Source organism: Pseudomonas sp. AC083 (assembly GCF_979253165.1).
Genome location: NZ_CEEDDH010000012.1, coordinates 139,011 through 152,567, shown reverse-complemented (window position 1 = coordinate 152,567; position 13,557 = coordinate 139,011). Strand labels below are relative to the sequence as shown.

The window sequence follows — 13,557 nt, the reverse complement described above, 5'->3', positions numbered from 1 at the left end:
TTCTCCGTTCAGCAGGCGTCGACGAGGCGGCGTTGAAAGCGCGCTACGACTTGTGGGAATTCATCTGGCTGGAAGGCGAGGTGATCGGGTTCGGCGGTTCGAAGCGATGTTGCCGGCTCGTTGTTCCAGCGTCTCGACAACTGCTCGGTGGTGAAGAGCTCCAGCCCGTACAGCCAGTTGGAAAGGATGAACAGTGCCGAGTAATGCGCTCCCTCTGTAGTCGCACTACAGGCGTCAGCGACAAGGCTGATCTGGAAGTCGTGCTGATAGGCGTCGAACAGACTGCTCATGACACACACATCCGTCAGCACGCCGATGACCACCAGGTGCTTGATGCCTCGGCGGTTGAGCATCTGAGCCAAACGGGTGCCGTGGAAGGCGCTGTAGCGGCGTTTATCGATGACGACGTCAGCGTCTCGAGGTGCCAGGGCGTCAATGATCTCGATCGCAGATGTGCCGGCGCGGTAAGTCGTTGGCCTGCCTTGGTCGTCTACCGGTTCGCCCAGCGCCAGATCGCGGCCCGGAGCGTCGTTGACATGGCGGGTATAGAAAATCGGGATATGCAACTGGCGAGCGCGATCGATCAGGGACGCGGCGTTATCGACCACTTGATCGAAGCGTTCGAGCGGGAAGCCATCTTCCTTTTGCATATCGATCACAAGCAAGGCGGTGTCTTGGTTCATCAGGTTTGTTCCGGATGCAGAGCGCCGGGCGAGCCGGAGGGACTCACCTGGAAACTCGGTAATGACGGTGCGCAGCGATCCGCCAAGGCGGAAACTGCGAGAGATCGAGAGAGACTCTCGTGGGGAGTTACCTGACTATCTGCCAGAAACCGTTTTGCTTCGCGCTCACGCAGGATGGCAGCCGCGGCAGCACGATGGAGGACGAAGAGCGGAATCGACGGAGATAACGCGCCATGGCTGCACACGGCAACGCACACGCCGCGCTTGAAGAGCGGGTGTGAGCGTCGCCGAATTGTGCGGAGGATACAGGCATGGCCATAGACCTTGAGCGCGATATGCACTGGAGGAGCAAGATACGGGCCAAGCTGTGCAAGGCCCTCGAAGCCATTGAGCCAGAGCGGACCAAGCGTTTGAAACAGCGTTTTTTGGTATCTGGTATTCCATAATATTGTGTTACGTAGCGTAGCAGCGGCTTGCGTTCTTGCTCCCTTTTGAAGCAGATCCCTCCAGGTTTGCCGCGATCAACGCCGCGCCGTGCGCGTACTCACATCCACCCAGACCGCCAACACCAGAATGCTGCCCTTGACGATCATCTGCCAGTAACTATCCACGTCGAGCATGGACATGCCGTTGTCCAGACTGGTGATCACCAGCGCGCCGAGGAGGGCGCCGTAGACGGTGCCGGAGCCGCCGCGCATGGAGGTGCCGCCGATAAAGCAGGCGGCGATGGCGTCGAGTTCGCCCATGCTGCCGGCGGACGGTGAGCCGGCGGCGAGGCGTGCGGTGTTGACCACGCCGGCGAGGGCGCACATCACGCCCATGATGCCGAAGATCCAAAGCTTGACCGCCTGCACATTGATGCCCGACAGGCGCGTGGCTTCCATGTTGCTGCCGACCGAATAGACCCGGCGGCCGAACACGGTCTGGCTGGTGACGTAGCTGAACGCGCCGAGCAGAATCAGCAACAGCAGCACCGGCACGGGAATGCCGTCATAGCTGTTGAGGGTCTGAACAAAACCGGCCAGCACCGCGCCGATCACCAGCACGCGCACAACATCACGCACCAGCGAATGCGCCGCCAGGCCATGCAGGGCGCGATTGCGTCGTTGTTTCCAGGTCAGGAACACCGTCAGCACAAACAGCAGCACACCCAGGCCAGTGCCGATCGCGTGGGGCAGATATCCCTGGCCGACGTAGACCAGCTCCGGCGATACCGGGGCGATGGTGGTGCCGCCGGTGATCCCCAGCAAAATCCCGCGAAACGCCAACATGCCGCCCAGGCCGACGATAAAGGACGGGATGCGCAAGTACGCCGCCATGTAGCCGTTGGCGAGGCCGATCATCAGGCCGCACAGGGCGACCAGACTCAGATTCGCCAGCAACGGAATGTGATAGACCACGTCGAGTATCGCCGCGAGGCCGCCGAGCAGGCCGAGCAATGAGCCCACCGACAAATCGATCTCGCCACTGATGATCACCAGCACCATGCCGCAGGCGAGGATGCCGGTGATCGACATCTGCCGCAGCAGGTTGGAAAGGTTGCGCGGGGTGAGGAAGCCGCCCTCGGTCTGCCAGCTGAAGAACAGCCAGATCAGCACCACGGCAAATACCAGCGCGAGCATCTTGTAGCGGGTGAACAGTTGTTTGACCTGATTCATTTACGCGGTTTTCCGATCATTATTGTTATGGCTGCCGGGCTGGCTGAGGGCGGCGGCGAGTACTTGTTCCTGGGTCAGCTCATGGTTGACGAAGTCGCCGCGCAACTGGCCTTCGCCGATCACCAGCACGCGGTCGGAGACGCCGAGCACTTCGGCCAGTTCCGATGAAACCATGATGATCGACACGCCTTCGGCGGCCAGCGCGCCCATCAACTTGTAGATCTCGTACTTGGCGCCGACGTCCACGCCTCGGGTCGGCTCGTCGAGAATCAGCACGCGCGGTTTGGCCAGCAGCATTTTCGCCAGCACGGCTTTCTGCTGGTTACCGCCCGACAGGCTGGTGATCGGCAGGGACGGACTTGCGGTCTTCAGATGCAGACGGGAGATTTCCCGGTCGATGCAGCCCAGTTCGGCTTCGGCATCGATGCGGGTCATTTTCGAATAGCTCTCGAGCACGGCGAGGGTGATGTTCTGACCGACACCGAGATCCGGAATGATGCCCTGGCGCTTGCGATCTTCGGGCACCAGGCACAGGCCGGCGCGGATCGCTTTCAGCGGCGTGCGCGTGTCGATCGGTCGGCCGTCCAGCCAGACTTCGCCCTCGTGGCGTCCGGGGTAGGCGCCGAACAGTGCGGTGACCAGTTCGGTGCGACCGGCCCCGACCAGCCCGGCAATGCCAAGAATCTCGCCGCGCTTGAGGCTGAAGGAAATGTCATCGACCCGTTTACGCTTGGGGTTGTCGACGTCGTAGCAGGTGATGTGGCGCGCCTCGAAAATCACCTCGCCAATCTCATGCGGCTCGCTGGGGTAGAGGTTGCTCATTTCGCGCCCGACCATCTGCGTGATGATCTGTGGAATGTCCATGTCGGCCATGGCGGTGGTGGCGATGTGTTTGCCGTCGCGGATCACCGAAATGGTGTCGCACACGGCGGCGACTTCATCGAGTTTGTGCGAGATGTAGACGCAGGCGACCCCCTTGGCTTTGAGGTCGCGGATGATGTCGAGCAGCACTTCGATTTCCGAGCGGCTCAGGGCCGAGGAGGGTTCGTCGAGGATCAGCAGACGCGCCTGTTTGTTCAGGGCCTTGGCGATTTCCACCAGTTGCTGATAACCGCCGCCGTACTGCGAAACCGGCAGCGACACGTTCATATCCGGCACTTTCAATTCACGCATCAAGGCTTCGGCGCGGTGGATCATCGCCGGGTAGTTCATGCGCCCGCCGGGCAGCGTCAGCTCATGGCCCATGAAGATGTTTTCCGCCACCGAAAGGTCCGGCACCAGGGTCAGTTCCTGATGGATGATGACGATGCCGGCGGCCTCGGTTTCGCTGATCGATTGCGCCCGGAGCGGTTGCCCGTCCCAGAGGATTTCACCGTCCCAGGTGCCATGGGGATAGACCGCCGAAAGGATCTTCATCAGCGTCGACTTGCCGGCGCCATTCTCGCCGCACAGGCCCACGCATTCACCGGGCCGGACCTTGATGTCGATGCCGTTGAGCGCTTTGACACCGCCGAAGGTTTTGACGATGCCGTTCATTTGCAGCAGATAGTCGGACATGGAAAAGGCTCGTATACCAGGAACTCAAACACCACTGAACCTGTGTGGGAGCGAGCCTGCTCGCGAAGGGGCCTTTTCAGCCAGAGCTTTACTGACTGACACTCCGCTTTCGCGAGCAGGCTCGCTCCCACAGGTCTGATCAAGATTTACGACCGGATCACTGCCCGGCAATCTGCGCCTTGGTGTAGAAGCCATCCTGTTCGAGCAAGTCGATGTTGTCCTTGGTCAACGGCGTTGGTGTGAGCAGGATGGTGTCGACCTTTTTGCTGCCGTTGTCGTACTGCGAGGTGTAGGCCGGTTTTTCGTTGCGCGCCAGTTGCACCGAGAGCTTGGCTGCTTCGGAGGCGATGAGTTTCAGCGGTTTGTAAACGGTCATGGTTTGCGTGCCGGCGATCACGCGTTTGACCGCTGCGAGGTCGGCGTCCTGACCGGAAATCGGCACCTTGCCGGCCAGTTGCTGCGCGGCCAATGCCTGGATGGCGCCGCCAGCGGTAGCGTCGTTGGAGGCGACGATGCCGTCGATTTTGTTGTTGTTACGGGTCAGGGCGTTTTCAACGATGCTCAGCGCTTCGGTCGGGTTCCATTCCTTGACCCACTGCTGGCCGACGATCTTGATATCGCCCTTGTCAATGGCCGGTTGCAGCACCTTCATCTGGCCTTCACGGAGGATCTTGGCGTTGTTGTCGGTGGGCGCGCCACCCAGCAAGAAGTAATTGCCCTTGGGCGCCGCTTTCAGCACGCCGCCGGCCTGCATCTCGCCGACCTTTTCGTTATCGAAGGAGATATAGGCGTCGACATCGGCGTTGAGAATCAGCCGGTCGTAAGACACCACTTTGATCCCGGCTTTCTTCGCCTCGGCCACGGCGTTGGTCAGCACTGTCGCGTTGAACGGCACGATGACGATCACATCGACGCCGCGAGAGATGAGGTTTTCGATCTGCGAAATCTGCTTCTGCTCGTTGGCGTCCGCCGATTGCACGAAGACTTTGGCGTCCATTTTTTCCGCCGCCGCGACGAAGTAATCGCGGTCGCGCGACCAGCGTTCCAGACGCAAATCGTCAATGGAGAAACCGATTTTCGGGTGGGTAGCGTCGGCCATTACCGGCAGGGCCAACAACGCCAGGGCACTGGCTAACAGCGTACGTTTCAAGTTCTTCATGGTGGTGCGTCCTTTTATTTTTGTTGGAAAGACACGGCCTGACGATGAATCGGGCTGGTAGAACTGTAGAGAATCTGCCGACGCAGCAGGCACAGAATTGTCGTGCAATTGTCACAGCGCCGTTGCGTCGGCAGCCTCGCTTGGCGATCAGCGATACAGGTAACGGTTGACGATGTTTTCGAGCATTTCCTGGCGGCCGCTGACGGCTTGTGGGTTCAGCTCGTTGGTGAACGCGTGCTCGGCCAGTGACTCGAGATTGAAGTCGCCCGCCATCACCGCTTGCCCGAACGGCTGACGCCAGCCGGCGTAGCGTTGGTCCTTGAGGGTTTGCAATTGATCGTTCTCGACCATCGCGGCGGCGCGTTCCAGCGACAAGGCAAGAACGTCCATGGCGCCAACGTGGCCGTGGAACAGGTCGATCTCGTCGAGGCTCTGCCGGCGCACCTTGGAGTCGAAATTGAAGCCGCCATTCTTGAAACCGCCGGCCTTGAGGATTTCATAGGTCGCCAGGGTCATTTCTTCGACGCTGTTGGGGAACTGGTCGGTGTCCCAGCCGTTCTGCGGATCGCCACGGTTGGCGTCGATGCTGCCGAAAATCCCCAGCGAGGCGGCAGTGGCAATTTCGTGATGAAAGCTGTGGCCGGCCAAGGTCGCGTGGTTGGCTTCGATGTTGACCTTGATTTCCTTCTCCAGGCCGTACTGCTGGAGGAAGCCGAACACCGTGGCGCTGTCGTAATCGTACTGGTGCTTGGTCGGCTCCTGCGGCTTGGGTTCGATCAGCAGGTCGCCGGTGAAACCGATCTTGTGCTTGTGCTCGACCACCATGCGCATGAAGCGCCCGAGTTGTTCGCGCTCGCGTTTCAGATCGGTGTTGAGCAGGGTTTCGTAGCCTTCACGACCGCCCCACAGCACGTAGTTGGAACCCTTGAGCCGATGGGTGGCGTTCATCGCGCTGAACACTTGCGCGGCGGCGCAGGCGAACACTTCCGGATCGGGATTGCTCGCAGCGCCGGCGGCGAAACGCGGATTGCTGAAGCAGTTGGCGGTGCCCCAGAGCAACTTGATACCGCTCTGTTCCTGATGTTGCTCAAGGCGGTCGACCATTTGCGCGAAGTGTTCGCGGTACTCCTTCAGCGAGTTGCCTTCCGGGGCGACGTCCGTGTCGTGAAAGCAGTAGTAATCGATGCCCAGTTTGCTGAAGAACTCGAACGCGGCTTGAGCCTTGCCGATAGCCAGTTCCATCGGTTCGCCACTGCGTTGCCACGGGCGTTTGAAGGTGCCGGCACCGAACACATCGGAGCCCGGCCAGACGAAAGTGTGCCAGTAGCAGGCGGCCATGCGCAGGTGTTCACGCATGGGTTTGCCGAGGATCAGTTTGTCGGCGTCGTAGTGGCGGAAAGCGAGGGGCGAATCACTGTTCGGGCCTTCGTAGCGAACCGGCTCGATATTGGGAAAATACTGCATGGACCTTGTCCTTGTTGTTCTTGGCGGTGTCTCGATACTAGCAACGGCCCCGTGCCCGCTGATTATGAAAAGCCTCAACTGCGAGTGCGATTTTGCGTATTGAGCTTCAGCGCTCGCAGGCCTAGTCTGTGTCCATCGTCGCCGCGACATGGCGGCCTGGAACAGTACAAAAACAATTTGAGGCCGCTTTCGCGAGCAGGCTCGCTCCCACATTGAACTTGTGTCGTTCACAAAACCGTGTGGGAGCGAGCCTGCTCGCGAATGGCTTGACGCAAAATCCGGATACTGAATGAAAAGCCTACCGCCCGTGCACCGCATCGCCCTGTTGTTCAACGGCAGCAAGATCTACGACCGTGGAATCATCAGCGGCATCGGCAACTACCTGAGCAGCACCCGCGCTTCCTGGGACCTGTTTCTGGAAGAGGACTTTCTCTGCCGCTTGAAAGGCATCGAGCGCTGGCAGGGCGACGGGATCATTGCCGACTTCGATGATCCGCTGATTGGCGAGGCGCTGGCCGACATTCATTTGCCGGTGGTGGCGGTGGGCGGTTCCTACGAGGATGCACGCGCTTATCCAAAAGCGATTCCCTACGTTGCCACTGACAACAACGCATTGATCACGCTGGCTTACTCGCATCTGGTCGAGGCGGGGTTGCAGCGCTTTGCCTGTTTCAGCCTGCCGGAAGCGCAGGCCAATCGCTGGGCGCAGGAGCGGGAAAAAGCCTTTCGCAAACTGATGCAGCGCGACGGCCTGCACGCGGAAATCTATCGCGGCATGGGCACCAGCGCACCGCTGTGGGACAGCGCCGTCGAACAACTGATCGCCTGGCTGCACAGCCTGCCGAAACCGATCGGCATCATCGCCGTCAGCGACGCCCGCGCCCGCCAGTTGCTGCAAGCCTGCCTGACTGCCGGCATCGCCGTGCCGGAGCAGGTCGCGCTGATCGGCATCGATAACGACCCGCTGACCCGCAGCCTGACTCGCGTACCGCTGAGTTCAGTGATTCAGGGCACCGAAACCATGGGCCGCACCGCTGCGCAATTGCTGCACCAGATGCTCCACGGCATGCCGTCCACCGGCACGCAGATTCTGATTCCGCCGGACGCGGTCAACGTGCAGGTGTCGAGCTTGCATCAACCACTGGGCAATCCCTACGTCATGCAAGCGCTGCTGTTCATCCGCCAATATGCCTGTCAGGGCATCAAGACCGCGCAGGTGGCGGGCTATGTCGGGGTGTCGCGCTCATCGCTGGAAGCGCATTTCCGCGCCGAGCGCGGTTGCAGCGTGCATGACGAGATTCTGCGTTTCAAACTGGCGGCGGCTACCAGCGGTTTGAAGAACACCGATGCGGCGATTGCCGACATTGCCCAGGCCTGCGGCTTCAAGTCTGCGCAATATCTGCACACGGTGTTTCGTCGCGAGTTCGGCTGCACGCCCCGCGAATATCAGCAGGGCGGGGCGTAGCGCTGCGAAGACTTACGCCAGCGCAGCGGCACTGGCTCTGGAGCGCCAGGCGAACGTCAGCACCATCAGCAGGCCCAGACCAGCCATGGCCGCGCCGGCCAAGGAAATCGCTGGATAACCCAGCCCGGCATTGATCACCGCGCCACCCAGCGCCGCGCCGATCGCGTTGCCGAAATTGAACGCACCGATGTTCACCGCCGAAGCCAGATTCGGCGCGTCCTTGGCCGCTTCCATCACGCGCATCTGCAGCGGCGGCACCAAAGCGAAGCTGGCGATACCCCAGATCAGAATGGCGACGGCGGCCGGCAGCGGCCAGCGCATCAGCACCGTGAACGCCAGCAACACCACAATCAATGCGCTCAGCGACACGATCAGGGTGCGGTCGATCGAACGGTCGGCAGCCTTGCCACCCCACATGTTGCCCAGCGTCAAACCGATTCCGAACAACACCAGCATGGCGGTGATGAACGCGGCTGAGGCGTGGGTTTCGCTGCTGAGAATCGGCGCGATGTAGGTGAACACGGTGAACATCGCACTCGAGCCGACCACGGTCAGGGCCAGTGCGGCCAACACCGGACCGCGGCCCAATACTCGTATTTCCGCCAGTGCACCCGCGCCTTGCTCTGCTTTCAGATTGGGCAGGGCGAACCACAAGGCGATCATGGTCAGCACGCCGAGACCGGTAATGCCCCAGAACGCCGTGCGCCAGCCGAACAGCTCACCAAACCACGCCGCCAGCGGCACGCCGCCGATAGTCGCCAACGTCAGGCCCATGAACATCGCCGCCACTGCGCCGGCGCGTTTTTCCGGCGCGACCACACTGGCGGCAACCACCGAGCCAACCCCAAAGAATGCGCCGTGATTGAGCGAGGTGATCACCCTGGCGACCATCAGGCTGTAGTAGTCGGTAGCCAGCGCCGACATCAGGTTACCCAGGGTGAAAATCGCCATCAGCCCGATCAGCAGATAGCGCCGCGGGATCTTGCCGGTGGTCAGAGTCATCAGCGGCGCGCCGAGCAGAACGCCCAAGGCGTAGGCACTGACCAACAACCCCGCAGCAGGAATGGAAACGCCGAGATCGGCGGCGATGCCGGGCAACATGCCCATCGGCGCGAACTCGGTGACGCCGATGCCAAAGGCGCCGACAGCGAGTGCAACAAGTGGTGGATTGATACGCATGGAAAGTCTCCTCATCTATGCCGCCAATGCTACGATCCATCGTTTTCAGGCGGTAGATGGCGATTCTGGCAATCACCTTTGCGTAAGAGGCACGAATGGACTTCAACGGCAGGTCAGGGGAAATGAGCGTGTTCGTCACCGTGGCGCAGGAGGGCAGCCTCTCAGCGGCTGCGCGTGCGTTGGGGCTGACGCCTTCGGCGGTCAGTCGGATCATCGCCCGCGCTGAACAACGACTTGGCACCCGCTTGCTGCTGCGCACCACCCGCGCGCTGACGTTTACCGCCGAGGGCGAGGCCTTCCTGCGCGGTGCCCGGCGAATTCTCGCCGACATGGACGAGGTCGAAGGGGCCATTACCGATCAAGGCGTACCCAAGGGTCGCTTGCGCGTCAGTGCCGCCCTTGGCCATGGACGGCTGGCCATTGTGCCGCTGGTCGCAGCCTTCACCGCCCGTTACCCGAACATCGTCGTCGACCTCAGCCTCGGCGACGAAGTAGTCGACATCCTCGCCGGCCAGGCGGACGTCGCCATACGCTTCGGCCATCTGCCCGACAGCCCGTTGACCGCACGCCGACTCGGCCACACCGGCCAAGTCGTGGTCGCATCGTCCGACTATCTGAAACGTCACGGCACACCTCTCGAACCGGAAGACCTGCTCAAGCACAACTGCCTGCGCTTCAACTTCCGCCGCGCCGAAGCCAACTGGCCGTTTATCCGCGACGGCAAGGAGTTCTCGCTGAAAGTCAGCGGCAACATCGAATGCAGCAGCGGCGAAGCACTGGCCCAGTTCGCCAGACTCGGCGCCGGAATTGCGCGGATTGGCGAGTTCACCGTCAGGGAAGACTTGCAGCGCGGCGCGCTGATCCCGCTGCTCCAAGCGTTTAACCCGGGCGATGAGGAACCGATTCATGCGGTGTTCGTGGGCGGCGCGGCGATGCCGGCGCGGGTGCGGTTGTTTGTGGATTTTTTGCTGGAGCAGCATCGGATGTAAGCGTGCCGGTCGGATTCAGCGAGTCATCCCTGACCCGCAAACTGCCGGCTAGATTGTCGGGATGGTCCCGCCGTCGATCACAAATTCACTTCCTGTGATCGAAGCCGCTCGTGGCGACGCCACAAACCCGATCAGCTCAGCCACTTCAGCTGGCGTCGATGGGCGGCCGAGCGGAATACCGCCCAAGGCTTGCATGATGATGTCCTTGCCACCCTGATAGTCAGTGCCTGCCTCCTGCGCGAGTCGCTCGGCCAATGCCACCGATGCTTCGGTTTCGACCCAGCCCGGGGAAACCCGAACCACACGGACTCCTTTGGGCGACACCTCTTTCGACAGGCTCTTGCTGTAGGTCGACAGCGCAGCCTTGGCCGCCGCGTACGCTGTGGTGGATTCCGGCAGTGGCAGTCGACTCTGGATGGAGGTGACATGGATCACCACGCCATCCCGACGCTCGAGCATGCCCGGGAGCAGGGCGCGATCGAGGCGCACCGCTGGCAGCAAATTCAGATTGAGCTCGCGTTGCCACTGCTCCTCGTCCAGCGCTGCAAAACCACCACCGGGGGCCGACGAGCCACCCAGGACATGAACCACTATGTCGACGCCGCCCAGTTGCTGTTGGACCGCTGCGATGAGTACGTCACAACCTTCCCGGGTCGAAAGATCAGCCGCAACCAGCAGTGCGCCCGGCATTTCGACGTCCACTTGCCGAGCCGAAGTGATGACCTTTGCGTCCTCGGCCAGGAACCACTCGACCACTGCTTTGCCGATTCCCTTGGTGCCGCCAGTGACGAGGACCCGCTTGCCAGTCAATCCTGAATTCAGCATGGCGAGATCTCCAGCGCTCGGAATTGATGGATCGCGTCGTAGATTTCTTTCTCGTCGATGACCGTGACATACGTCTGCACGACGGCGGGATGTTGAAGGTTCATTGGCTGACTCCTGATTGATTAACTGGAGTCATCTTGCTGGGCCGCAGATAGTTTGTTCAACTGGGACAAACTTTAATGACCTATCCCGAAAATCAGGACAATCCATGGTTCAGGATCGCTTGGCCCTCAATGAACTGGACGCCGTCATAGCCGTGGCGCGAAGGGGGTCGTTTCGCCAGGCCGCCATTGATCTCGACGTCTCCACCACCGCGCTGAGCAACACCATTGCGCAACTGGAAGCGCGCCTCGAATCGCGACTGTTCAACCGCACGACCCGTAGCGTCGCCATCACCGAAGCGGGGAGAGTGTTTCTCGAACAGGTGGGGCCAGCCTTGCAGGACTTGCGCGCGGCACTGGATGCAGTGCGATCGCAGAATGCCGGACCCTCGGGAACGCTGCGCATCAATGCCTTTGCCAGCGCTGCGCGTTCGGCGCTGCTGCCACTGGTGATCGAGTTTTTGCAGCAGCATCCGAAAGTCCATATTGACCTTGTAACCGAAGGCCGGCTGGTGGATATCGTGGCTGACGGCTTCGATTTCGGCGTGCGCTCGGCAGGCCTTGTGCCCAACGATGTGATTGTGGTGCCTGTCGGCCCGCCGCAACGTTACGCAGTGGTCGGTTCGCCGGGGTATTTTGCACAACACGGCAAACCGCGCACGCCGTCCGATCTGCCCGGGCATCGATGCATCCGCGTGCGACTGCCGAACGGGGCGATTTTCCCTTGGTATTTCGAACGGGACGGAGAAGTTACCCGTCTGGATGTGAACGGTCCGCTTACGCTGGATGAATCGAGCGTGGTCAAGGTCGCGGTGCAGGCGGGCATGGGGCTGGGCTTTTTCATGGAGCAGGACGTTCGTGACGAAATCCGCACCGGCGAGTTCGTGCAGGTACTCGAGGACTGGACCCCGCCCCGAGACAGGTTGTGCCTGTACTACCCGAACCGCCGCAATCCCTCTGCGGCCGCCAAGGCATTCATCGAACTTGCTCGCGCCAGGCAGGCTGATCAGGCGTGACCGGGTGGACTCAGGCGATCAAGCCCAGTGTCAGCCCCTTCAGAGTGGCGGCTGCCCGGGTCGAGCATTGCAGTTTGCGAAAGATGCTTTCCATGTGCGTGCGCACCGTGCTCGGACTGATAGCCAACAGTTGCGCGACTTGTTTGTTGCTGGCGCCACGGCTGATTTCCAGGAGAATGCGGCACTCACGGGCTGTCAGCAGCGAAGGCTTGGGTTGCCGCACGCGGCGCTCGCCACTGGCGGCAGCAATGACCGCTTCGCAGACATCGTTATCGAACAGACCACGGCCGGCATCCTGTTTGAGTAGCGTGGCTGCTGCGGTTTCGTCGTGGGCTGATCGCCAGGGCCGGGCTTGCCTCAACGCCACCCAGGCGACCGAGGTGGCGAACAGCCGATGTTCGGCATTCAGTGCATCACCCGCCAGCCCGCGAAAATAGCCGCTGCCGTCGAGTCGTTCATAAGCGTGGGTGGCTATCTCGGCGGGCGCGGCCAATTCCGCTACCGGTCGGAGCGCCTGTTGCGTCCAGTAAGGCACCAGGCGCACTCGCTCTGCCGCACCGTAGGGCAGCGGCCCTGGGCTATTCCAAAGATGATTGGAAACGGCTGCGCGGCCGAGACCGTAAATCAGCGCGGACTTGCCAATGTCTGTCAGCGTCGGTTCACCCAGCCCCCACAGGCGCGCAGCTTCCATGGCGACATGGGCGACCTGACGCGAATGCCCGGCCAGCCATGGCAGCTTCAAGTCAATGATGTCTCCGACCAAAGTCAGTGAGACATGACGCTGCTCAGGCGCGGGTTCAACTTTTGTGCAAAGCGTTTCCAGATCCGCCAGCCAGTCCTTGGCATTGGCCACCAGCAACGACACCAGCGATGCGGGGTAGCGCCGATCCGACTGCTCGCTGATCCAGCGCAGCGCCGCGCCCAGGCCATGGGCGCGGGTGAGAATGTCCAGATCACCCGCCATGACCACCTGATAGGCGACTTCCGGGATGTGCTCATGGCTTACGCCCAGCGGTCGGCCAGTGCCGTCGTAGGTTTCGAACACCCGACACAGGCCCGCTTCGACGGCGGTTCCGAGCTGGAGGGTTTTGGCGATTGCACCGGACACTTCACAGTGCACCACCGCCAGCGGGGTTGCCTGATGCACCGCGTTCATCTGCTCACTGCCCAGGGTCAGATCGAGCATTGCGCGGCGACCATCGACGTCGTCGCCCAGCAGGTCGGCAAAGCCTTCGGCGTTGGCCGTGCACCCAGACCAGCGCAGCAAGGCAATCTGCTCTGCAACCTGCAAATGCTCACCGGCGCCGTGGCATGCCTGCGCGAGCATCCGCGCCAAAGCGGCAACTCGCCGGGAGTGACCGAGCGGTTGCCCCATGCTGAGGTCACCGACCTGAGCGATGGTTGCCAGTGCGCCGTCCAGTGAGATGTCCAGTTGCAAGCCACTATCCATGAAAAATGCCC

Annotated in this window: 11 protein-coding genes; 3 read left to right on the top strand and 8 right to left on the bottom strand. The window is 61.4% G+C overall.

The window, feature by feature from the left end:
• Nucleotides 1-8: 8 nt before the first annotated feature.
• From AC0IXA_RS18280 to xylA, 5 genes are all read right to left on the bottom strand, one after another.
• The gene (locus tag AC0IXA_RS18280) at nt 9-683 is read right to left on the bottom strand and encodes a cysteine hydrolase family protein (protein ID WP_122746501.1); all 675 of its coding nucleotides are present in this window, start codon (nt 681-683) and stop codon (nt 9-11) included.
• 521 nt (nt 684-1,204) lie between these two features.
• A complete protein-coding gene (locus tag AC0IXA_RS18275) occupies nt 1,205-2,341 on the bottom strand; it encodes a sugar ABC transporter permease (RefSeq protein WP_471814213.1) in 1,137 nt (378 codons plus the stop codon).
• Nucleotides 2,342-3,898 carry a D-xylose ABC transporter ATP-binding protein gene (xylG, locus tag AC0IXA_RS18270; RefSeq protein WP_110599153.1) on the bottom strand — a complete coding sequence of 519 codons (1,557 nt, stop codon included), beginning with the start codon at nt 3,896-3,898 and terminating at the stop codon, nt 2,342-2,344.
• Nucleotides 3,899-4,055: 157 nt separating this feature from the next.
• Nucleotides 4,056-5,057, bottom strand: a complete 1,002-nt coding sequence (gene xylF / locus AC0IXA_RS18265; protein ID WP_016774327.1) for a D-xylose ABC transporter substrate-binding protein — start codon at nt 5,055-5,057, stop codon at nt 4,056-4,058.
• 147 nt (nt 5,058-5,204) lie between these two features.
• Complete coding sequence (gene xylA, locus AC0IXA_RS18260; protein ID WP_041480538.1) at nt 5,205-6,521, bottom strand: xylose isomerase; 1,317 nt, start codon at nt 6,519-6,521, stop codon at nt 5,205-5,207.
• Nucleotides 6,522-6,810: 289 nt separating this feature from the next.
• On the opposite strand from xylA, the gene AC0IXA_RS18255 reads away from it, so the two are divergent.
• On the top strand, nt 6,811-7,986 hold the full coding sequence (locus tag AC0IXA_RS18255; protein ID WP_252877919.1) for a XylR family transcriptional regulator: 1,176 nt from the start codon (nt 6,811-6,813) through the stop codon (nt 7,984-7,986).
• A 12-nt stretch (nt 7,987-7,998) separates the two neighbouring features.
• On the opposite strand, the gene AC0IXA_RS18250 is transcribed toward AC0IXA_RS18255, so the two are convergent.
• The gene (locus AC0IXA_RS18250; protein WP_016774330.1) at nt 7,999-9,165 is read right to left on the bottom strand and encodes an MFS transporter; all 1,167 of its coding nucleotides are present in this window, start codon (nt 9,163-9,165) and stop codon (nt 7,999-8,001) included.
• 95 nt (nt 9,166-9,260) lie between these two features.
• Between AC0IXA_RS18250 and AC0IXA_RS18245 the strand changes: the two genes are divergently transcribed.
• Entirely contained in the window at nt 9,261-10,154 is an 894-nt protein-coding gene (locus AC0IXA_RS18245; RefSeq protein WP_471814210.1) for a LysR family transcriptional regulator, read from the top strand.
• A gap of 48 nt (nt 10,155-10,202) precedes the next feature.
• Here AC0IXA_RS18245 and AC0IXA_RS18240 read toward each other — a convergent pair whose 3' ends face one another.
• The gene (locus AC0IXA_RS18240; protein ID WP_130927615.1) at nt 10,203-10,979 is read right to left on the bottom strand and encodes an SDR family oxidoreductase; all 777 of its coding nucleotides are present in this window, start codon (nt 10,977-10,979) and stop codon (nt 10,203-10,205) included.
• 208 nt (nt 10,980-11,187) lie between these two features.
• Here AC0IXA_RS18240 and AC0IXA_RS18235 point away from each other — a divergent pair, with 208 nt between their 5' ends.
• Nucleotides 11,188-12,096: a LysR family transcriptional regulator gene (locus AC0IXA_RS18235; protein ID WP_130903314.1), complete on the top strand. Its 909-nt coding sequence runs from the start codon at nt 11,188-11,190 to the stop codon at nt 12,094-12,096.
• A 10-nt stretch (nt 12,097-12,106) separates the two neighbouring features.
• On the opposite strand, the gene AC0IXA_RS18230 is transcribed toward AC0IXA_RS18235, so the two are convergent.
• Nucleotides 12,107-13,546: an HD domain-containing phosphohydrolase gene (locus AC0IXA_RS18230; RefSeq protein WP_471814207.1), complete on the bottom strand. Its 1,440-nt coding sequence runs from the start codon at nt 13,544-13,546 to the stop codon at nt 12,107-12,109.
• Nucleotides 13,547-13,557 lie beyond the last annotated feature (11 nt).

Bases quoted from the DNA above. Each gene is read 5' to 3' on its own strand.
- xylG (WP_110599153.1), bottom strand. From the start codon at position 3,898: ATGTCCGACTATCTGCTGCAAATGAACGGCATCGTCAAAACCTTCGGC.
- AC0IXA_RS18230 (WP_471814207.1), bottom strand. From the start codon at position 13,546: ATGGATAGTGGCTTGCAACTGGACATCTCACTGGACGGCGCACTGGCA.
- AC0IXA_RS18245 (WP_471814210.1), top strand. From the start codon at position 9,261: ATGGACTTCAACGGCAGGTCAGGGGAAATGAGCGTGTTCGTCACCGTG.
- AC0IXA_RS18250 (WP_016774330.1), bottom strand. From the start codon at position 9,165: ATGCGTATCAATCCACCACTTGTTGCACTCGCTGTCGGCGCCTTTGGC.
- AC0IXA_RS18275 (WP_471814213.1), bottom strand. From the start codon at position 2,341: ATGAATCAGGTCAAACAACTGTTCACCCGCTACAAGATGCTCGCGCTG.
- AC0IXA_RS18280 (WP_122746501.1), bottom strand. From the start codon at position 683: ATGAACCAAGACACCGCCTTGCTTGTGATCGATATGCAAAAGGAAGAT.
- AC0IXA_RS18240 (WP_130927615.1), bottom strand. From the start codon at position 10,979: ATGCTGAATTCAGGATTGACTGGCAAGCGGGTCCTCGTCACTGGCGGC.
- xylF (WP_016774327.1), bottom strand. From the start codon at position 5,057: ATGAAGAACTTGAAACGTACGCTGTTAGCCAGTGCCCTGGCGTTGTTG.
- xylA (WP_041480538.1), bottom strand. From the start codon at position 6,521: ATGCAGTATTTTCCCAATATCGAGCCGGTTCGCTACGAAGGCCCGAAC.
- AC0IXA_RS18235 (WP_130903314.1), top strand. From the start codon at position 11,188: ATGGTTCAGGATCGCTTGGCCCTCAATGAACTGGACGCCGTCATAGCC.
- AC0IXA_RS18255 (WP_252877919.1), top strand. From the start codon at position 6,811: ATGAAAAGCCTACCGCCCGTGCACCGCATCGCCCTGTTGTTCAACGGC.